We start from the raw sequence: 20,039 nt of genomic DNA on the forward strand, positions 1-20,039 counted from the left end.
GCCGTGACCTATCCCGCGTGCCGATGTCTCGAGCAGCTGTGTGCGCATCTATTGGGATCACCCGGAGGGGTACACGCTCCAGCAGACAACCCTGCAGCAGGCGACCGGCGGCGTCGGCTCGATCCTCGAGCCTGTCCTCGGATTCAGCGTCAGCTCGAACACGACACAGAACGGCGACGGCACCTACACCACGACGATCCCCGCTGGCCTGCTCGGCCTGCTCGGGCTCGGATCCACGATGCGCTTCGGCATCACGGTCGAGGATCCGAGCGGGCGGCGATTGGACACCGCGATCATCGAAGCGCGATCCATCGATCTCGGGATCGGAACCTGCGAGAACCTGACGGGGCAAGCGCCGCAGCTCAGCGTTTCGGCGCCGTCCCGGCCTCCGCATCCTCGCCCATCTCCGCGATGTACGCGGAGAAGATCTCCTCGCGCAGCGCTTCGACGCGCTTCTTCAGCGTCTTGCGGTCCTTCCGGGTGGTGCCCGGCGCCTTCAGCAGCTGGGCGGCGCGCTGGCAGCTGTCCAGGCGCTTCGCCCAATCCTCGGCCCGTCGCGCCTCGCCGGCATCGTCTGCTGAGTCCGCGAGATAACCCACCTGCTCGCGGAGGATGCCCACCGTGGTGAGCACGCCGTCGGGCTTATCGGTGGTGACCTTCTGCAGCTTCGCGCCCTGCTCCTTGATCGACTCCCACACCTCGGGGTGAGAGGAGAGCCAGCGCGCCCCCGCAGCCAGCAGCGGGAGCAGCCACTTCGCGGTGTGGATGACCGACTTCGTCGTGGACGGGCCCGGGATCAGACTCTTTCCGGCCATGGTGTGCGCTCCTTCTGATCGCTGAGTGCTAGCCCAGGACTGGTTGCGTGCCGTGCTGAAACGATAACTGACATCGAGGTCACGGAGCCGCGCCCGAGTTATCGACGAGGCGAGCTGAGCGGCGCCGCAGCAGTCACGAAGCTGATCCCGGGCTCGCCGCTCTCACACCAGATCCCGCGGGATCCTCCGCTCCCAGTTCTGCGAGTACACCCGCGGGTCACCGCGCTCGGCGTCCAGCTCGAAAGCGTCCAGCTGCGCGTCGATCACGAACTCTTCGCTCGTGGAGGTGAGGATCGTGCGCGTGCTGACCATCGCGCCCCAGTCCTCCCGCTCCACGCGGCGCACCGTGCGGGTCTCGCCCCGCACCGAGTTCACGTCGTTCCAGCGGAAGCTGTACCACTCGGTGGTAGCCCGGCGGATGCGGGTGCCGGTCTCTTCGATCACGAACTCGCCCTGATCGTTGGCGACCTCGAGCACGGACTCGTTGGTCGCCAGGTCGCGGGTGACCCGCCAGTGGTGCTCACCGGGGGAGAGGTCGGTGACCTCGAGCGGCTCCGCGCCCTCGGGCTCACCGAACTCGTGCAGATGCGCGTCCGCGTCACGGGCCGGTCGCACCGGCAGGCGCAGGCTGCTGGACCCGGTGCTCAGCGTGACCGTCGCCGCCTCCGGTGCCGGCCAGATCAGCGGCCAGTACGAGGTGGAGATCGACAGCCGCAGCCGGTGCCCGGCCGGGAAGGACTGGGCGATGCCGTTCAGCGGCACCTCCACCCGGTATGTCTTCCCCGGCTCGAGCGGCTGCGGCTCCGCGCTGCCGTCGCGGTGGGTCAGGTTCAGCACCCCGTAGGTCACGCGGGTCGCCTCCCCGGCCGTGTTCACGTCCGAGAGCCGCACCGCCAACTGCGCGACCGGCTGATCCGCGCTGACCTCGAGCACGCACGTGGGCCGGCCGAAGATCTCCAGCTCCTCGGTCAGGTCCGGGGTCTCGAAGAACAGGGCACCGCCATCCTCCTCCCGCTGGTCGAAGGGCAGATCCGGCACCGCGGCGTAGGACGCCCACTTCCCGGCGAACATCCCCACGCTCAGCGGAGACTGCACAGTGACCTCACGATCCGGCTCGTCGGCCGTGCCCTCTTCGAGGTGGTGGCCGCGCAGCACGTACTCGCGCTCCTCGATCCGCGGGGAGGGCCACTGGTCCTCCGCGATCCAGCACCCCGGCCGGTCCTCGTAGGACGCCGCAGGGGAGACGCTGTCCTGCATCCACGCCCGCACCATCGGCTCATCCATCACGCCGGTGTCGGTGCCCTTGAGCCAGTGGTCCCACCAGCGCACCACTTCCTGCAGGAAGCCGATCGCCGGGCCCGGCACCCCGATGTGCGGGTACTTGTGGCCCCACGGACCGATCAGACCCTTGCGCGGCACGTCCAGGTTCTCCATCAGGCGGAAGATCGCATTGGTGTACCCGTCGGCCCAGCCGCCCACGGCCATCACCGGGACCTGCACCTGGGAGTAGTCCTCGCAGACGGACGCCGGCTTCCAGTAGTCGTCCCGTCGCTGGTGCTCGAGCCAGGTCTCCAGCCACAGCCCGCTGCCCGCGAGCCGTTCATGCCACATCTCCCGCCAGCGCTCGCCGACGATCTGCGGATCCGGCGGGAGGGAGTTGAAGGCGAACATCACCGTCGCCTCGGAGAGGTTGTCCGCCAGCAGCGCCCCGCCCATGTAGTGCATGTTGTCGACGTAGAGATCATCGGTGGCGGAGGCGCTGATGATCGCCTTCAGTGCCGGGGGTCTGCGGGCGGCGAGCTGGAGGCTGTTGAACCCGCCCCAGGAGATGCCCATCATCCCCACGTTGCCGTCGCACCACGGCTGCTCGGCGAGCCAAGCGATGACGTCCTCCGCGTCCTCATGCTCCTGGGGGCGGTACTCGTCGACCATCACCCCATCGCTGTCGCCGCTGCCGCGCAGATCCACCCGCGCGCACACATAGCCGTGACCAGCGATATAGGGGTGGTTCAGATCGTCGCGAGCCCGGCTGGAGTCGCGTTTGCGATACGGGATGTACTCCAGCACGGCGGGCACGGGGCGCTGCTCCGCGTCCACCGGCAGCCAGAGCCGGGCCGCGAGCCGGGCGCCATCCCGCATCGGGATGAACACGTTCTCGATCACGCGGATCTCGTAGGGGAACTCGGTGACGGTCCTCATGCGTGGTCGCCTCCTGGTCGTCCTTGAGGGTGCGGTGGTCAGTCGTCCGTCGGGGCCGGGGCGAACTCGAAGGGGAGCTCGGCGGTGATCGCGGCGTAGTTCTCCAGCATCTGCTCGGTGCTGTTCGCGCCGAGGTACAGCTTGCCCAGCACGAACCGGTAGCTGTCCTGCCCCGGAAGCTCCGAGAGTCGGTCGCCCTCACCCACCATCAAGGTGAGCACGGTCCCGGGGAAGCGGCGCTCGATCTCCGCCTTGTCCTCGGCGGTGGGGATGCGGGTGACGATCGCGTCCTCATCGTGGAAGATCATCGCCTGCGAGGCGACAGCGAAGTCACCCTCGCGGTGCGGCATCCGCGGCGGCCGGCCGAGCGCGATGTCGATCGCGACCTCGTGGTTCGAGCTGCCGTCCACCTTTGCGAACAGGTCGCTGTGGGACTGGGAGATGCGGGTGTTGATCTCGATCAGCCACAGCTGGTCGTTCGCCTCATCCCACATGAACTCCGAGTTGAAGCAGCCGTTGTCGTACCCGACCTGGCGCAGGTACCGCTCGGTGAGGTCGATCATCCGCTGCTGCACGCGCGGGGGCACCGTGCTGGCCGGGTAATCGAGGCGGGAGAAGCTGGTGCCGTCCGCGTCCTTGTGCATGTCGAATACGCCATGGACGCGGTACTCGCCGCGGAACATCGTGCCCTCCGGGGCGGCCTGGATGCCCTCCACGAACTGCTCGGCCAGGCACGAGTTGCCGCCGGCGCCGGCGAGCTCGGAGGGCAGCTCCACCTGCTGGAGCACCTCGTTGAACGCATCGCCGATCTCGCCGATGTGCTCGCGGATCTCCACCAGCGCCTCGTCGAAGTCCGCCTCGTCCTCGACCTTGAAGCCGAGGGCGGAGGAGTGCGCCTTGACCGGCTTGACCCAGAACGGGAACTCCAGATCGATGCTCGCCAGCGCGTCCTCCGCGAACGGGTCGAAGACGGCGAAACCGGGCACGCACTCGGTCACCGACTTCTTCTGCTCGATCCGGCTCCATCCCTTGTGCTCGCTCTTCAGCAGGCTGGTCAGCGAGGGAGCGGGCAGGTCATGCTCGGCGGCGAGCATCGTGCTCATCACGCTGACCGGGAAGTCCCAGTGGGCGATGATCGCGTCGATGCTGCCGTCGAAGGCATCGAGCTCGGCGCGGGCGTCGCGCATCAGCTGCTCGAAGTTCAGATCCGTGGTGTTCACCAGGGTCTCGTAGTCCAGGACCCCGTGGAAGGTGTAGTCCTCGGCGTGACGCACCGTCTCGAGCTCTTGGCGCTGCACGTCCGTCAGTCCCAGGACGAAGATGTTCTTCGGGCTCATACGTGTGTGTCCTCCGTGTGCCGGTACGCTCGCCTCGCGGCGAGCCGGATCCCTCGAGCGTTGCACGAGAGGTGCGCCAGGGCGCAAGCTCCGGGCCGATCGGTCGGGTCGATCGGTCGGGCGGACGAAGTGCGGGCCCGTCCGAAGGATCGGACGGGCCCGCACGGTCAGGCAGTGCTGCGACTCAGAGCGTCGCGTCGTAGCGCTGCAGGAAAGCCGCCATGGCATCCCGCTTCACAGGATCGAGCGGACGGTAGGTGCCGTTGCTCCATCCGGTGGAGATGCCGGTGGACTTCATCCAGCACATCTCCTTGGAGAACTGCATGCCGCGGGCCACATCGGTGAAGCACTTCCCGCTCGGCTGGGTGTACGCGGGCTCGCCCGCGAACCGGTAGAGGAACGCCGCCATCGCGTCACGGGCGATGGGCTGTACCGGCCGGAACTGGTGCGTTCCGTCGGGCATCTTCCACCCTTCGGTGATGCCTTCTTGAGAGGCCCAGATGATTGCCTCATAATGCGGCTGGCCGGGCTTCACATCCGTGAACGGCGACTTTGCCGGGAGCGTCACCGCCGGAGAGCCGGCCTGACGGTAGAGGAACGCCGCCATCGCGTCACGGCTCACGCTCGTCAGCGGGCGGTACTCCGCCCCTCGCGGCGTCGGCCACCCGGTGGAGATCCCTTCCCGAGCCATCCACGTCATCGCAGCGAAATGCTCCATCCCGGGGGTGACGTCCACGAAGGGCGAGATCTCGGGATACGTGACCCGCCAGGTCTTCTTCAGCGGCGTGTAGAACGTCCGCTCGGCGACGACCTTGAAGGAGACGGTCACGGTCCCGGTGACCGTATAGGTCCCGCCCTGCGAGATCACACCGCCGTTCAGCGTGTACTGGACGCGGGGATCCGTCGGGATCTGCACCGTGTGCCCGGCGAGGTCGAACACCGGCTCGCGGAGCCGGTACCCGTACAGGGGAACGAACGTCGCCGAGACCCCTGAGACGCCCACATGCGCATACCCGGCCTGGTCATACACGGAGACGCCCAGCCGGTCCACGCCGTCTGCCAGCGCGTGCGTCCCGGCGGAGACCGGGGTCCACGGGTCCAGCGCGGTGTTCAGCCCGGTGATGTCAGGGATCGTGAACGTCCGTCGCTCCACGTCGACCGTGGGAGAGAGGGATGCGACGACGACGGGGTCGTTGAACGTGTTCGCGGGCTCGAAGCGGATGTTCCACGAGTGGATGCCCGTCAGCGAGTGGCCCGGCGCCGGATACGCGCGGATGATCTCCAAGGTCGATGCCCGGTGCACGCCGGGAGCGAGCGGATTCGCGGCCTGGTCGGCGTATTGGAGCCCGGGCAGGTCGGGGATGGTGAAGGTCGAGGCCTCGATGTCGAAGGCCGGTTCGGGAGCGGTGACCGGGACGAAGTCCTCGGCCTGGCTGCTCTCCTGGGAGGAGGGGCTGCCTGATCCGGGGCCATCTGCAGTCGCGGCAGCGGCGCCGCTGAGGAGGAACGGAACGCTGAGCGCGAACGCTGCGATCCGGCGGAGGGTGGTGGACACGTATCACCTCGATGTGCGGGCGTGGGCAAGGGGATCGGGCGAGCTGGAGGCGCTCATCATAGGGCGCGGACACCCTCTGAGAACACGTTTCGGCGTACCTCTCCGAGCGTGCTCGATCCCGCATCGAGCAGAGGGGATGAGAGCCCGCGGCGCAGTGACGGCCGCTCAGGCGATCGGAGTACGGAACCGCGCCTTGTACGCCTCGAAGTCCCACGCCACCTGCTCGTGGTCCCCGTCCAGGAAGGCCGTCGCGGCCTTGCGTCCCTTCCGGTAGAGCATCTCCCGCTCCTCGTCGGAGAGGTCGAAATGGGTGGGGCGTACCGCGGCGGTGTCGATGAAGATCGTGCGGGCCACGGAGTGCGAGGAGTCGATGTGCATCCGGTCGTAGAAGCCGGTGACGGTGTCCACCACGGCCTTGCCGAAGCTGAGCGGTCCGCGGATCTGGTTCTGCACCCCGAAACCGCCTCGGGCTTGGCGGAGAGCTTGATGCCGAAGGTGGGCCAGCGCGGAACCTCACCCTCAGGGCGGTCGAACACCGAGACCGGGAAGTTCGAGAGCAGCCCGCCGTCCACCAGCACCGCCGGCTTCCCGAAGGCGTTCTTCCACCGCACCGGGCGGAAGAACAGCGGGATCGACGTCGAGGCGCGCACAGCGTCCACCACCCGCAGCGTGTCCGGAGTGGAGCCGACGTCCACCGCCTCCAGCGGCAGGTACCGCAGCCGCCCGGCCGAGAGGTCCGAGACGGTCACCACGAGGCGGTAGGCATGCGCGCCCACCAGCTCCATTCCGGCCTCGGGATCCTGGTAGCGCAGATCCGCGAAGGTGCCGGTACGGCCCGGATCCCCGTACATGGTCAGCTGCTCGGTGAGCCATTCACGCAGGTAGGCGCCGCGATGGATCCCGTTGTGCAGCAGGATGCCCAGCCCTTTGCCGGGCAGGGTGCGGGTCCACCACGGGCCGTCCTCGAAACGGCGGTAGTCCGTCTCCCGCAGCACCTTCACCATCGTGGTCGCCGGGATCCCGGCGGTCGCGAGTGCTCCGGCGATCGACCCGGCCGATGATCCCGCCACCCGGTTCACCCGGTACCCGCGCTCCTCGAGCACCTCGATCGCGCCGGCCAGGGCGATGCCCTTGACCCCGCCGCCCTCGAGCACCAGGTCCACCCGCCGGGTGCCGTCGGCCGGTGTTCTGCCGACAGGGGAGGAGGCGGCGGGCTGCGAGGAGGTCATAGCGGCCAGCGTAGGGGAGCGGGCTGACGCGGCCCCACCCGTCCTGCACCTCGCGGCTGCTGCTCCGCGAGGCTCCTATTCCGCGACGCTCCTACTCCTCGAGGCGGTAGACGTTGATCTCCCCTGCGAGATAGATGCGGTCGTTCCCCCCGAGCGCCGCGTACCGCACGTCGCTGTCGACGACCACGTCGGCCGTTGCTGCCACCGGGTCGATGCGCAGCAGAGCATTGCCGCCGGCTGCGTAGAGGCATCCCTCGCTCGTGCGGGAGAACAGGGAGGTCAGCAGCCCCCAGTTGTTCCCGAAGGGCAGCCCGGTGGCGATGCGATGCACCACCGCGCCGGTCGTGGGGTCGACGGCGAACACCGTGCCCTCTCCGGCCAGCCCCCACAGCAGACCGTCGGGACCGAAGGCGATCTCCGGGATCACCTTCGCCCCCGGCACCACCTCCTCTGCACTGACCAGAGCCGCTGCCGCGACATCCCAGATGAACAGCTGCGCGGTGTCCTGCGCCGGGGTGGTGGACAGCCCACCGTGGATGGAGGTGCCGCCGTAGACCAGGCCGTCGCTGTGGGCGAGGGTGACGATGCTCTGCTGCGGCACCACATCCCGATGGAACTCGAGATCCCCGGTGGCGGGGTCCAGGATCGTCAGCGCCCCGCCGAGCTGCCCGTAGTCCGGCACGCTGCCCAGCGCGATCCGATCACCCACGGACGTAACCCCGAAGATCCGATCCTGGTAGTTCGGAGCGCCTCGACCCAGCATGAGGATCTGGTCGAAAGCGGACCAGTCCCAGGCGGCCGACGGGTCACCGATATGGGCCACGGCGCCCGGATACGAGCTGATCACCAGCTGCTGGCCGTGGGCGACGATCGTGTCCGCCTGCTTCGGGCCGCGCAGGCGCTCGATCTCCTCCGTCTCGGGGTCGATGCGCCCAATCACGCCGCTGCTGAGGTAGGCGCCCATGTACACCGCGCCGTCGGGCCCGGTGCCGATGCTGTGGGCTCCGGCCGGGCTCGCGAGTACGTCGGCGATCACCGAGCTGCCCTGCTTCCTGCGGGTCGAGTAGGTCCACAGCACGCCGTTCGTGTTCAGGCCGACGACCGTGTACGGCGGCAGCCCCGGCAGCTCTTCGGAGGAGGCGATGCCGTAGGTGCCCACCGCCTCGGAGAGCTCTTCACGCAGTGCGGAGTCCTCGAAGCCCACCGACAGGGTGCGGCGCATCCGCAGGTCATAACCCATCAGCACGTCGCCCTGCAGGTAGTAGACCCGGTTCAGGCGTGCAACCGCCGTGGGCGCGGTGTCGAAGGTGCCCTCGACGATCTCCTCGAGCCAGGTCTCCGTCAGCTGGTCGTAGAACGCCATGTCGTACGTTCCGCGAGGTGAGAGTCGCACGAAGACGAGGTCCCCGCGCTGCGCGATCCCGGTGAACCAGTCCGTCCCCTCCATGACGTGGGCCGGCGGCTGCATCTCGGTGCGCTCACCGCTGGCGATGTCGATCCGGAACAGGTGCGGGACAGGGCCGGTGCCCACCCAGACCTCGCCGTCCACCACGCCGAGTCCGAAGACGTATGCGGCATCCTCGGTCTGGGTGCCGTAATCCTCGATCTCCCCGGTGGCGGGGTCGTAGGCCAGCACCCGTGCGTTCGGGTACGTGCCCATGTACAGCCGACCGTCGGGCCCGAACGAGCCGTCGTACAGCACGCTCTGCCCGGAAATGCCTTCCGCGATCAGGGTGACCTCGAACGAGACGGGGTCCAAGGAGAACAGCCCGCCCTTCATCGGGGAGCGGCAGGTGAAGTAGATGAGCCCATCGGGGCCGGGAGTGACGAACCCGCCGAGCTCCGCACCGGGAATCTCGGTGCCGAAGATCCTCTCGCCCGTCAGCACATCCAGCACGGAGAGGGTCGCCGGGTCGCCGTTGGACAGGGCATAGGCCACGGAGCGGCCGTCCGGCAGCTGCCCGAACGCCACGGAGCGGACGTTCACCGAGGCCAGCGCGGGGCCCAGATCGATGAGAGAGGCAGCGGCAGGTCGGGCCGGGTCGGCCAGTGCCGGAGCCCCCAGAGCGGAGGCCACCGGCAGGGCAGCGAGCGCGGCGATTCCTCCTCCCAGGAGGTGGCGGCGGGTGGGGCGGTGCTGCGGATCGGACATCATCGTCTCCTCGTCACGGGGCCAGCGGGTAGGCACTGCAACCGCTTGCGGACCCCAGTGCTGTCGCGGCGGCGCCCGGTGTCAACGGACGGACGGACGGAGGTGGATGATGGTCGCCACCGGATAGATCCCCGGTGGGGGAGGGGGTCGACGCCCTCAGCCGCGAAGAGTGGTCCGGAGCCTCTCGCAGTGCTCTGTGAGCGAAGCGTGGATCGCCTCCAGGTGGGCATGGTCGATGTCCGCACCGGCGACTTCCCGCGTCGCCATGTCGAACGCTGTCGGCATACCCTCGGCGAGGAGCTCGGCGGCGGCGAGGACGTACTCCTGGCTCACCCCGAGCTGTGCAGCGAACTTCAGCAGATGCCGACGCGTGACGCCATGGATCGATGAAGCTCCACCGATGGGCATCGCCATCGCAGGCCACGGAGTCTCTTGTCCGAATCCGGTCGCGACGTCGTACAGCGGTGCGAGTGCTGTGTCGTCGGCCGAAAGAAAGACCGAGTAATTCTTGGCGTGCGCATCCGGGGCACCCAGCGCCCAGTTCGCGAGCACCGCCCGGACGAAGCTCTCGACATCCTCCTCGGGTGCGCCGCCCCGCCGAAGAGCGGTGACGACATCGAGGGCTGTGACCGAGTACTTGTCGGCGGGGAGCGTCGAGGTGGCCTGGCACAGGTCCTCCTGGTGAACGCGCACCAAGCGCCCATCGACCCGGCGCCGATCGAAGCGTTCGATGACGATCGCCGGTTCGCCATCGAAGAGCCGAAACTCAGACCTGGCCACAGGCAGGCCGAGCAGAGAGAGCGTACGCAGGCAGAGGTGCTCGACGAGTGCTTGTGAGCGGAGAGCCGTGATCCCGGGTTTGAGGATGTGTGTCGTCGGCTCGGCACCATGCGCTTCGTGCCACCGCCCGTTCTCGAGCCGGAGTGCGAGCTTCGACTGCGCCCCACCCAGCGACCAGTGCTCTCCCTCGGCGACCCAGGTTGCGCCAGAATTCGTGCGGAGGTCACGGAGTCGTGACCCGATCCGCTCGTCGTCGACAGGGATGAGGGAGCCCGGCTCGGGATCCTCCAGCTGTGCTTCGTCGAGGAACTGCACTGCGCCGGGGCAGTCCCGACCGATCGCCGATAGCAGTGCGAACGCGCTGCGCGGTGAGACACCGAATCTGCGCGCGGTGGCACGGCGGACGGCGTCTCCCTCAGGAAGCAGACCTTCAAGATAGGCAAGGGCTCTGCGTGGAGGTATCGGTGTGGTGCTCGGCGCGAAGGCCAGCGACAGTCTCGGCATCCCCGCGCTCGGTGGCGCGGTCAGCCGTAGCGCTCCACCATGGTCCTCGTCCAGGTGGCCGATGATCACTCCGTTGCTGACCATGAACAGCCGCTTCATCATGAGTCCTCGTCCTCATCGGCGGTGCCTCGCACTGCGGAGGAGTCAGATGTCGGCGTCGCAGCCAGGGCGACCTGGGTGAGTTGAGCGGCGAGCTCGGGATCCATGCCGGCCTTGAGCAGCCGGGCGGCGCGCTGCCCGTGCTCCACGACCACGGGGAGTGCAGGCGCCTCCCGCATCTGCTCGATAGCGTCGCGGGTGGCGCGCTCTGTGATCGACGTGGCGGGTTCCGGTGCGTCAGGTGTGACGGTGCGGGATGCTGCGCCGACGTTGAGCGGGAGGTCCAGGGCGGCGAGCACCGCGAGGACCTTCTCCAGCTCGGCTCGCGGCCGACGACCCTGCTCTACGCCGATCAGCCACTCCCGGGAGACCTCGGCAGCACGCGCGAGCTCGGCCTGTGTGAGCGCCCGCGCCCTGCGCTCGTCGCGGAGGGCTGCACCGAGATCTTGCGGGGTCCTGACGCGCCGACTGTTCATGAGTGTGATGGTACGTCCACTTCTGCGGGATGTCTACGATCTATCACTTTCTTCAATGTGTACGCTCGTCGACATTGTGTCCTGTGCGCGTCGCACAGGATGCTGGTAGCCGACCCGCCCGACGGGAATCCAGAGGATTTCCAGCAGAACCCGCTCTGACGCGATGCCTGGCACCGCGGCGCACCCCGGTGGATGATGGTCACCATCGGATAGATCCACGCTGCCCGCCCACCGCCGCGCCAGCAGCCGAGCTTCTTGACGCACCTCGCCCACTATCCAGGGCAGGTGTCGAGGAGTGGATCCTCAGAAGGAGCACCCCGTGACTAGGAATGACACCTCCGCCCACCAGCCCGTGATCGTCGGCGGGGCTCGCACCCCGTTCACCCGGTTGCTCTCGCAGCAGGCCGCGCTGACCGCGGTCGATCTCGGCGCCCACGCCATCCGCCATGCGATCGAGCGCTCCGGCGTCGACGCCGCGGTGATCGACACCGTGATCATGGGGCAGGTCATCCAGGCGGGCCAGGGGCAGAATCCGGCTCGCCAGTCCGCGCTCGGAGCGGGCCTGGCGTGGGACATCCCGGCCGTGACCCTCAACAAGGTGTGCCTCTCGGGGCTGACCGCCGTGATCGACGCCGCCCGCCTGATCCGTACCGGCGAGGCCACGGCGGTGATCGCCGGTGGTCAGGAGTCGATGAGCAACGGACCACACCTGCTGATGGGCGCCCGCAAGGGATACAAGTACGGCCCGGCCACCGTGCAGGACTCCGTCGCGCACGACGGGCTCACCGATGCGCTCAGCCAGGAGGCGATGGGCGACCTCACCGAACGCGGCAATCCCGAGCGCGGCATCTCCCGCCGCGACCAGGACGAGATCGCCGCCGCCTCCCACCAGCGCGCTGCCGCCGCGGCAGGCGTCGGGATCCACGCCGAGGAGATCGCGCCCGTCGAGGTGCCCCAGCGCAAGGGCGACCCGCTGCTCATCGACCGTGACGAGGGCGTCCGGCCCGACACTACGGTCGAGACCCTGGCCGGTCTCCGCCCCGCCTTCGCGAAGGACGGCACCATCACCGCCGGCAACTCCTCGCCGCTGTCCGACGGCGCGGCCGCGCTCGTGATCACCTCCCGCGCCTACGCCGAGGAGCACGGCCTCACGATCCTCGCCGCGATCGGGGCCCCCGGCCAGGTCGCGGGTCCCGAGGACTCCTCCCTGCACTCGCAGCCCTCGAACGCCCTGCACGCGGCCCTCAGCCGCGATGGGCTGCAGCCGAGCGACCTGGACCTGATCGAGATCAACGAGGCCTTCGGCGCAGTCGTCGTCCAGTCGCTGAAGGACCTCGACTACCCGCTCGAGCAGACCAACATCCACGGCGGCGCGATCGCGCTCGGCCACCCGATCGGCGCCTCCGGTGCACGGCTCGCCCTGACCGCGGCGCTCGAGCTGGCCCGCCGCGGCGGCGGCCACGCCGGGGTCAGCCTCTGCGGCGGCGGCGGGCAGGGAGAGGCGCTGCTGCTGAGCGCGTGAGGCGAGACCGGAATGCCCTCCGGACAGCGCCGCGCCTTCTGTACAGCACGGCGCCCTCCGAACAGCGCAGCGCCCTCTGGACAGCGCAGCGCCCTCCGGACAGCAATGTGCGCTGAGGACCTATGTGAGCACTTCACATAGGTCCTCAGCGCACTATCGGTGGTGCCTGCGGTGGTGCCTGCGGCGGTGCCTGCGGCGGCGATGGCTCGCCACGGGCACCGCCGGTCGGCCTCAGAGCGTGCGGGCCAGCGGGTCGAAGTCAGCGGGGACGGCCGGGATCTCGGACACCGAGGAGTTCAGAGTGACGAACTCTCCGCTCGCCGCCGACTCCTCGGCCGAGAGCATGATGTCCAGGACGTGGTAGCCCACCTCGCCGGTGGCGATGTGCGCGCGATCCTCGTGGATCGAGCGGATCATGTCCAGCAGGCCCAGGCCGCGACCGGTGGTCGGGCCCTCCTGCGGGATCTCGATCCATTCCTGCTCCGGTGGGCGCTCGCCGAAGGTGTCGAAGGGGCGCACATAGGCGATGCGGCCCTCGAACATGTTCGGATCGGGCACCACCAGCGAGCCCTCGGTGCCGTGGATCTCGACGATGCCCTGGCGGGCCAGCGGCGAGTCGAAGCTCAGCAGCGAGGTGCCGGTCTGGCCGCCCTCGAACTGGGTGAGCACGGAGATCGTCGAGGGCACCTCGACCGGGAAGGTGGTCCCTGCCTGGTCGCCCACCTGGATCATGCGCTCCTCGGTGGCCTTCAGCCCGATCGCGGCGACCTTCTCGACGGTGCCGAACAGGCTGACCAGAGTGGTGAAGTAGTACGGGCCCATATCGAGCAGCGGCCCCGCGCCCTTGGCGAACAGGAAGCCGGGGTTCGGGTGGAACACCTCGGGGCCCTGCCACTGCATGGAGGTCTGCGCGAACAGCGGCCGACCGATCACACCGTCGAGGATCGCGCGCTTGGCGGTCTGCACGCCCGCCCCGAGCACGGTGTCCGGTGCGCAGCCCACACGCAGCCCGGCCTCGTCGGCCTGCGTCAGCAGCGCGGCGGTGGACTCGCGGTCCATGCCCAGCGGCTTCTCGGTCCACACATGCTTGCCCGCGGCGATCGCGGCGGAGGAGATCTCGACGTGGGTTGCGGGCAGGGTCAGGTTCACGACGACCTGCACGCCCGGGTGGTCCAGCACGTCCTGCGCGGTGCCGGAGGCGGGCACGTTGTGCTTCGCGGCCTGGGCGGCGGCGCGCTCGGTGTTGATGTCGCCGAGGATCAGCACCTCGACGTCGGGGAAGGAGTTCAGGTTCTCCAGGTAGGTGTCGGAGATGACGCCGACGCCGATGAAGCCGACGCCCACGGGGCCGGAGAAGGGGGAGGGGGTGCTCATGCTGCGAGGCCTCCGTCGATCAGGAAGCGGTAGCTGTTCTCGATGTCCTCGAAGACGTCGCCCGGGGCGTTGTCGTACTCGATGACGGCGTACTTGACGCCCGTCGCTGCCTTCATGGCCTCGACGGTGGGGACCTCTCCCTCACCGGCGTGGCGCTGGTCCAGGCTGGTGGAGGCGAACTTCGGGGCGCCCGGAGCGAAGGGGTTGGACTCGGGCTTGATGCCGTCCTTGACGTGGATCGCCACGAGGCGGTCGCCGAGCTCCTTGACCAGTGCCACGACGTCCTGACCGCCGACGAGGGCCCAGTAGAGGTCCAGCTCGATCGCGACCGACGGATCCACCAGCGACAGGAAGCGCTGGTAGGCGGTCTGGCCGTCGAAGTCCGCGAGGAACTCCTGGGCGTGGTTGTGGTAGCCGACGGTGAGGCCGAACTCCTTCGCCTTCTCTGAGGCGGCGTTGAGGCGCTCGGCGATGTCCTTCACGCCGTCCTCGGTGAGCCAGCGCTCGGTGGGGACCATCGGGTCGATGACGGTCTTCATGCCGATCTCGGCTGCAGCCTCGAAGACGACCTCGTTGGCCGGGGTGGGGATGGAGCCGTCCGGGGTCCACAGCTCATCGGAGAGCAGCGGGGCGTGCCCGGTGGGGGACGAGAGGCCGGAAGCGTCCAGCGCAGCGCGGATCTCCTTCGGACGGCGCACGAAGTCGAAGGCCTCGACGTTCTTCAGGCCGATCTTCGCGAGCTTGTCGAGGGAGCCGTTCATGTCGGCGGAGAACTCCGCGGCCAGCGTGTACAGCTGGACGGAGGCGAGAGGCAGTGCCACGTCGAACCTGCTTTCGTACGTCGTTGTCAGAGAGTGCGCCGCGTCACCGAAGGCGCATGGCGGCCAGAATAACAGCAAACCCACCAGTTGGAGGTTTTTCCTGCAGAGCAGTTCGAGTCATGGGTACATTGGCCTCATGAGCACCGAGGATGCGCCGGCCGAGGCCGCGGAGAAGGGGCCGGCAGCCGCCGCTGTCGAGCCGGGCCCGTCGGCCGCCGCGCCGCCCCGCATCGGTCGCGCGGGCTCCTACTCCAAGGGCATCGCCCGCCGCCAGGAGATCCTCGACCGCGCCATCGAGGTGTTCCGCCGACGCGGCGCCGACGGCACCTCCCTGCGCCGCATCGCCGAGGCCATCGGCATCTCCCATGGCGCGCTGCTGCACTACTTCTCCTCCCGCGAGGAGCTGCTGGTCGCCGTCTACGAGCACGCCGAGTATCGGCGCGACCTCGAGCGCGGCGACCAGAGCCATGTGCGCTCGGTCGACGTGATGGCGAACGCGGCGCTTGCGAACCTCGAGGTCCCGGGCCTGGTGCAGCTCTACTCCACGCTCGTGGCGACCTCGTTGGAGGCCGAAGCGGGCCCCGCCAAGGAGTACTTCACCACCCGGTTCGAGCAGGTGCGCACCGACCTAGAGCAGCGCCTGCGCGACGATCAGGCCACCGGGCTGGTGCGGGGCGACGTGGACCCCGCCCGCACCGCCGCGCTGATCGTCGCCGCGAGCGATGGCCTGCAGATCCAGTGGCTGCTCGAGCCGTCGATCGAACTGCAGGAGACCCTCGAGACGTTCGCGGTGCTGCTAGCGCCGTGAACTGCTGCGCGAGGTAGGGCCCCTGCCCGCCCTCGCTCTCGTCCAGTTGCCGCGCCACCAAGTGTAGACATTTCGTCTACAGTCGATGGATGGCTGCTTCAGAGACCACCACCGTCAGAGTTCGTCGGGCCGATTCCGAGCGCCTCCAGGTTCTCGCCAAGTCCCGCGGCACGTCGGTCATCGATATCGTCCACGTCGCGATCGACGCGCTCGAGAAGCAGGAGTTCCTGCAGGGACTCACCGCCGATTATGCGCGACTGCGTGAGAATCCCGAGCGATGGGAGAAGTACGTGGCGGAGCGGCAGGAGTGGGACGCGCTGTCGTGATCTGGCGGGGAGAGGTCTACGACGTCGACCTCGGCCGGCCCATCGGCCACGAGCCGGCGTTCCGACGACCGGCCGTCGTGGTGTCGGTGGACATCCTGAACAACGGTCCCGGCGGCCTTGTCATGGTTGTGCCGATCACCTCTGCTGCCTACGGGCTGCGCAGTCACGTAGAAGTGGAGCCTGGAGGTAGCGGTCTGGGGCACACCTCGCACGCTCGGTGCGACCAGCTGAGGACGGTCTCGACGGAGCGGCTCGTGACTCGACGGGGAATGCTGGGTCCCGAGGAGATGAGCACGATCGACCGGGCCCTTCGCTTCGTCCTCGATCTCTGACGTCCCCCGCTCGAGGCTGGACCCCTGACGGTGCGAGCGTCGCAGCGGGGACGGTTTCGTGAGCCCACGGAGCTCAGCGCACGCGCGGTACGGGCACGGGGCGCATCGGTGGCGAGCTGGCGGTGTCGAAGTCCCTGCTCGCCATCGCGCGCTCGCTGCGGGTGAGCAGATCCAGGACGTCGAGGGACATGTAGGCGCGCTGGGCACGACCGATCGAGATCGTCTCCAAAATCCCGTACTCCGTGAGCTGGGCAAGGGCGTTCTGGGCGGCGGTCGTCGTCACTCCGTGCACGCGCGTCACAGTGGAGGTGGTGAGCACGGGGGTGCCCGGCAGCGAGTCGAGGATCGTGGACAGCGCCGAGTTCCGCCGAGTCGCCCGGACCTTGCCCTCCCGGCGCCGAGCCTCCGAGATGATGCGCGACCATTCCTCGCGCAGCTCTGCCAGGCGCCGCTCGAGGCCTGCGGCCTGCTCCGCAGCAATTCTCACGGCATTCGCGAAAGTGCTCACCCGGGTCTCGATCGCTGCGAAGACCTGTGGCGACTCCGGTCCTCCCTCGACACGGAACGAATCCAGGCCATCGATGTATTCCTCATGAAGGGTCGCCAGCACCAGGCTCACCGGAAGGATCGCTTCTGCGGTGAGGCCCCGGCGGGTGAGCACCGTGTGGATCAGGGCTCGACCGACGCGGCCGTTGCCATCGGGGAACGGGTGGATCGTCTCGAACTGGGCGTGCGCGAGTGCCGCTTGGATGATCGGTGAGTGGGTGGCACCGGCCATGTATCGCACCAGGTCCTCCAGCAGGGCGGGGACCTCATCGGGCGGCGGAGGCACGTGTGCGGCCTCGAGCGGGTGGTAGCGCGAGCCGCCGATCCAGTTCTGCGTTGCCCGCACTCCCTGGAGCTCGGTCGGTGCCGGGATGAGCGATGCCTGCAGGGCACCCAGATCTGCGACGGTGATGACCTCCTTCTCGGACAGGGCGTCGGAAGCGTCGCGCACGATCGTCATGTTCCGCGCCACCTGCTGAGCGGTGTCGGAGAGCCCGCGGACATCCTCCTCGAGGGCGAGCTCGGCGAGAGCGACGTTCCTCGGGCTGGGTGCGATCCCCTCGATATAGGAGGACGCAATCGCTTCGGAGCGCAGCAGGAACCGGGAGACGAGGCCCAGATCCTGATATGTGCCGCGGTTCAGTGCGCGCACGGCGCGTTCGGCGGCGGCGACCTCGGCATCGACCTCAGGTCCGATCGCCAGCCTCATCCCGGTGAGGGCGGAGGGCGTGTAGGTCTGGTATTCCCCCGAGCGTCGATCTGCACGGGGGACGCCGGAGTCATAGGGGTTCTCCCAGTACTGCGAGGTGAAGTGCCCCATGCATAGCCCCTAACGTGGTGATCGTGGCCCGATGATCCAACTTTAGTGCTTAAAGTTGGATGGAACGAGTGGGCCGCCCACCTTACGCACTACAGAGAGAGGCGCGGCCCCTCGACGCGGCACCACGTAACCTGGTCCGGGCGACGAGCGCTGGAACGCCTTCGAACGATCCCCGATCGCCGGTGCCCGCCCCTGTACGAGGAAAGCAGAGTCCACTGAACCTGTCGGTCCCGCGTCGCTTCGGCCCCCTGCGCGACAAGCACTCCCGCCCCTACCTGGTCACCGCCGGACTCTCGATGATGGGCGACAACATCGAGCACGTCATCACCTACTGGATGCTGTGGCAGGTGTTCGAATCGCCCTGGCTGGTGGGCTTCCAGGTGATCAGCCACTGGCTGCCCTTCCTGATGTTCTCCGTCCTCTTCGGTGGCCTCGCGGAGAAGTACGACTGCCGACGCATCATCCAGATCGCCCAGGGGCTGTTCGCGTTCGTCTCGCTGGCCTGGGGGCTGCTGTTCCTCACGGGCACCCTGGAGATGTGGAGTGCCTGCGTGCTGCTGGTGCTGCACGGCTGCGCCGGCGCGCTGTGGGGCCCTGCCGAGCAGCTGATGCTCCATGACTTCGCCGAGCCGCGCGAGCTGGCCAGCGCCGTGCGGCTGAACGCCACCTTCAAGAGCCTCGGGGTGCTCGCCGGGCCGGTGGTCGGCTCGGTGCTGATGCTGCTGCTCGGGCCGACGTTCGGGATCCTCGCCAACATCGTGTTCTACCTGCCGATGACGCTGCTGATGCTCCGCACCCCCTTCACCGGGCACTCCCGCAGCGGGATCGTGCACCGCGAGCGGATCTCGATCCTCGACACCCCGCGCGTGCTGCGCACCGTGGGCAACGACAAGGTGCTGGTGGGGATGATCGCCCTGGCGGGGCTGATCGCGGTGTGCGTCGGCTCCTCGCTCCAGGTGTCGATGCCGAACTTCGCCGACACTCTGGGCGCGGGCGACGAGGGCGGGCTCGGCTACGGCGCGCTGCTGTTCGCCAACGGGATCGGGGGAGTCGTGGGCGGCTTCCTGCTCGAGGCCACCGGGATCCTCAAGGTCGACGTGCGCGGCGCCGTCATCGCTGCGGTGATGTTCGGACTGACCTCCCTGATCGTCGCGACCACCACCCACTACGCGGTGGCGGTGATCGCGCTCGTGATCGGCGGGGTCGCAAACCTCGCCGCCACCGCGATCGGTCAGGCGCTCGTGCAGCTGCGCGCCCCCGAGGACCAGCGCGGACGCGTCGTGGGGGTCTACTCGATGATCGGCAGCGGCATGCGCACCGGCAACGGCATCTCCCTCGCCTGGCTCGGAGCGCTGCTCGGGGTGAGCGGCGCGGTGGCCGTGGGCGGGATCGCCCTGGTGCTCGGCGCGCTGCTGATCGGTGCGCTAGTCGCGCTGCGGACGAGGCGGGGTCTCAGCGCCTGAGGTCGGCCAGGCGCCGCTCAGCCGTTGCGGCGGCGGTGGTGCCAGAGCAGAGCGGCCCCGCCGGCCAGTAGGAGAGCCGCGAGCACCGCAGGGCCCGCGGCCGACGCGCCGGTCTCCGCCAGCTCATCGCCACCGCCGTCGGATGCTTCGCTGCCGTCAGCGGCATCGTCTTCTCCGGCGCTGCTGCCCTCAGTATTGCTGCCGCCACCGACGGTGCCATCAGCATTCGGGGTTCCGGCCTCGGCGGGGGAGATGCCCACCTGGCCGTTCGAGACTCCGTGTGCGAACAGCGAGGTCATCAGCACGGCGAGCGAGGCCGCCTCCCGCTGCTCCGCGGTGTACTCAGGGGCTGCGGCCGGGAAGTCGTTGGTCGCCGGGCCGGGGGCTGCCGCGGCGGGCGCGGAGGGCGTCTGCTCGGACGCGGTGGGGCTGGCGCCCGCCGTCGGCGCCGGATCATCCTCCGCGCCGGGGGACGGCGCGGTGGGTGTGGTCGGTGCCGGGTCCGGGCTCGCCGAGGTGGACGGACTCGGTGAGGCAGGCGAATCGTCCTCGCCGGGACCGGTCGTCGGATCCGGCGTCGGCGTCGGCTCCGGCGTCGGCTCGGGGGTTGGCGTCGGCTCCGGCGTCGGCTCGGGGGTCGGCGTCGGCTCGGGGGTAGGGGTCGGCTCCGGTGTGGGTTCGGGCGTCGGTTCCTGCGTCGGCTCTGGCTCCGGCGTGGGCTCAGGATCCGGCGTCGGCTCTGGGTCTGGCGTGGGCTCCGGATCGGGTGTCGGCTCCGGGTCTGGTTCCGCGGACTCGTCGGTCACCGTGAACGATCCGGTCGCCTGCTGCTGGCCCACGTCGATCACCGCGCTAAAATCTCCGCCGGTCGTTGGCTGGTA

At 68.9% G+C, this 20,039-nt stretch carries 17 protein-coding genes and 1 pseudogene; 5 read left to right on the forward strand and 13 right to left on the reverse strand.

What is annotated here, in order from left to right; translation table 11 throughout:
- Nucleotides 1–362: 362 nt before the first annotated feature.
- From ACT3SQ_RS15440 to ACT3SQ_RS15480, 9 genes and pseudogenes are all read right to left on the reverse strand, one after another.
- The gene (locus tag ACT3SQ_RS15440; protein WP_262424676.1) at nt 363–815 is read right to left on the reverse strand and encodes a hypothetical protein; all 453 of its coding nucleotides are present in this window, start codon (nt 813–815) and stop codon (nt 363–365) included.
- 162 nt (nt 816–977) lie between these two features.
- The gene (locus tag ACT3SQ_RS15445; RefSeq protein WP_444601348.1) at nt 978–3,014 is read right to left on the reverse strand and encodes a CocE/NonD family hydrolase; all 2,037 of its coding nucleotides are present in this window, start codon (nt 3,012–3,014) and stop codon (nt 978–980) included.
- Between the two features lie 38 nt (nt 3,015–3,052).
- Nucleotides 3,053–4,351, reverse strand: coding sequence for an ATP-grasp domain-containing protein (locus tag ACT3SQ_RS15450; RefSeq protein ID WP_444601349.1), 1,299 nt, complete (start codon nt 4,349–4,351; stop codon nt 3,053–3,055).
- Nucleotides 4,352–4,535: 184 nt separating this feature from the next.
- A complete protein-coding gene (locus ACT3SQ_RS15455) occupies nt 4,536–5,906 on the reverse strand; it encodes an S-layer homology domain-containing protein (protein WP_441445046.1) in 1,371 nt (456 codons plus the stop codon).
- A 165-nt stretch (nt 5,907–6,071) separates the two neighbouring features.
- Nucleotides 6,072–6,359, reverse strand: a complete 288-nt coding sequence (locus tag ACT3SQ_RS15460; RefSeq protein ID WP_444601362.1) for a hypothetical protein — start codon at nt 6,357–6,359, stop codon at nt 6,072–6,074.
- A 137-nt stretch (nt 6,360–6,496) separates the two neighbouring features.
- Nucleotides 6,497–7,135, reverse strand: a pseudogene (locus tag ACT3SQ_RS15465) (patatin-like phospholipase family protein); the annotation flags it as partial.
- A 91-nt stretch (nt 7,136–7,226) separates the two neighbouring features.
- Nucleotides 7,227–9,287, reverse strand: a complete 2,061-nt coding sequence (locus ACT3SQ_RS15470) for a hypothetical protein (RefSeq protein ID WP_444601350.1) — start codon at nt 9,285–9,287, stop codon at nt 7,227–7,229.
- A gap of 156 nt (nt 9,288–9,443) precedes the next feature.
- Complete coding sequence (locus ACT3SQ_RS15475) at nt 9,444–10,673, reverse strand: type II toxin-antitoxin system HipA family toxin (protein WP_444601351.1); 1,230 nt, start codon at nt 10,671–10,673, stop codon at nt 9,444–9,446.
- Nucleotides 10,670–11,146, reverse strand: coding sequence for a helix-turn-helix domain-containing protein (locus ACT3SQ_RS15480; RefSeq protein ID WP_444601352.1), 477 nt, complete (start codon nt 11,144–11,146; stop codon nt 10,670–10,672). The genes ACT3SQ_RS15475 and ACT3SQ_RS15480 overlap by 4 nt, the downstream gene beginning before the upstream one ends.
- Nucleotides 11,147–11,465: 319 nt before the next feature.
- On the opposite strand from ACT3SQ_RS15480, the gene ACT3SQ_RS15485 reads away from it, so the two are divergent.
- A complete protein-coding gene (locus tag ACT3SQ_RS15485) occupies nt 11,466–12,668 on the forward strand; it encodes an acetyl-CoA C-acyltransferase (RefSeq protein WP_444601353.1) in 1,203 nt (400 codons plus the stop codon).
- 231 nt (nt 12,669–12,899) lie between these two features.
- Here ACT3SQ_RS15485 and ACT3SQ_RS15490 read toward each other — a convergent pair whose 3' ends face one another.
- Nucleotides 12,900–14,042, reverse strand: a complete 1,143-nt coding sequence (locus ACT3SQ_RS15490; RefSeq protein ID WP_444601354.1) for a Gfo/Idh/MocA family protein — start codon at nt 14,040–14,042, stop codon at nt 12,900–12,902.
- Nucleotides 14,039–14,863, reverse strand: a complete 825-nt coding sequence (locus ACT3SQ_RS15495; RefSeq protein WP_441445038.1) for a sugar phosphate isomerase/epimerase family protein — start codon at nt 14,861–14,863, stop codon at nt 14,039–14,041. The genes ACT3SQ_RS15490 and ACT3SQ_RS15495 overlap by 4 nt, the downstream gene beginning before the upstream one ends.
- A 136-nt stretch (nt 14,864–14,999) precedes the next feature.
- On the opposite strand from ACT3SQ_RS15495, the gene ACT3SQ_RS15500 reads away from it, so the two are divergent.
- The 3 genes from ACT3SQ_RS15500 to ACT3SQ_RS15510 all read left to right on the forward strand — a co-directional run bounded on the left by ACT3SQ_RS15500 (nt 15,000) and on the right by ACT3SQ_RS15510 (nt 16,329).
- Nucleotides 15,000–15,671, forward strand: coding sequence for a TetR/AcrR family transcriptional regulator (locus tag ACT3SQ_RS15500; RefSeq protein ID WP_444601355.1), 672 nt, complete (start codon nt 15,000–15,002; stop codon nt 15,669–15,671).
- 89 nt (nt 15,672–15,760) lie between these two features.
- Nucleotides 15,761–15,997 carry a hypothetical protein gene (locus ACT3SQ_RS15505; protein ID WP_444601356.1) on the forward strand — a complete coding sequence of 79 codons (237 nt, stop codon included), beginning with the start codon at nt 15,761–15,763 and terminating at the stop codon, nt 15,995–15,997.
- The gene (locus tag ACT3SQ_RS15510; RefSeq protein ID WP_444601357.1) at nt 15,979–16,329 is read left to right on the forward strand and encodes a type II toxin-antitoxin system PemK/MazF family toxin; all 351 of its coding nucleotides are present in this window, start codon (nt 15,979–15,981) and stop codon (nt 16,327–16,329) included. Before ACT3SQ_RS15505 ends, ACT3SQ_RS15510 begins: the two co-directional genes overlap by 19 nt.
- A 73-nt stretch (nt 16,330–16,402) precedes the next feature.
- Here ACT3SQ_RS15510 and ACT3SQ_RS15515 read toward each other — a convergent pair whose 3' ends face one another.
- Nucleotides 16,403–17,695 carry a Fic family protein gene (locus tag ACT3SQ_RS15515; protein ID WP_444601358.1) on the reverse strand — a complete coding sequence of 431 codons (1,293 nt, stop codon included), beginning with the start codon at nt 17,693–17,695 and terminating at the stop codon, nt 16,403–16,405.
- Nucleotides 17,696–17,877: 182 nt separating this feature from the next.
- Between ACT3SQ_RS15515 and ACT3SQ_RS15520 the strand changes: the two genes are divergently transcribed.
- Nucleotides 17,878–19,158 (forward strand): MFS transporter, encoded by a 1,281-nt coding sequence (locus tag ACT3SQ_RS15520; protein ID WP_444601359.1) that lies wholly within the window; start codon nt 17,878–17,880, stop codon nt 19,156–19,158.
- Nucleotides 19,159–19,175: 17 nt separating this feature from the next.
- Here ACT3SQ_RS15520 and ACT3SQ_RS15525 read toward each other — a convergent pair whose 3' ends face one another.
- Nucleotides 19,176–20,006, reverse strand: coding sequence for an LPXTG cell wall anchor domain-containing protein (locus ACT3SQ_RS15525; RefSeq protein ID WP_441445030.1), 831 nt, complete (start codon nt 20,004–20,006; stop codon nt 19,176–19,178).
- Between the last annotated feature and the right edge of the window lie 33 nt (nt 20,007–20,039).

The sequence above is a fragment of the Brachybacterium sp. AOP42-C2-15 genome (assembly GCF_052377065.1).
Lineage (GTDB): Bacteria > Actinomycetota > Actinomycetes > Actinomycetales > Dermabacteraceae > Brachybacterium.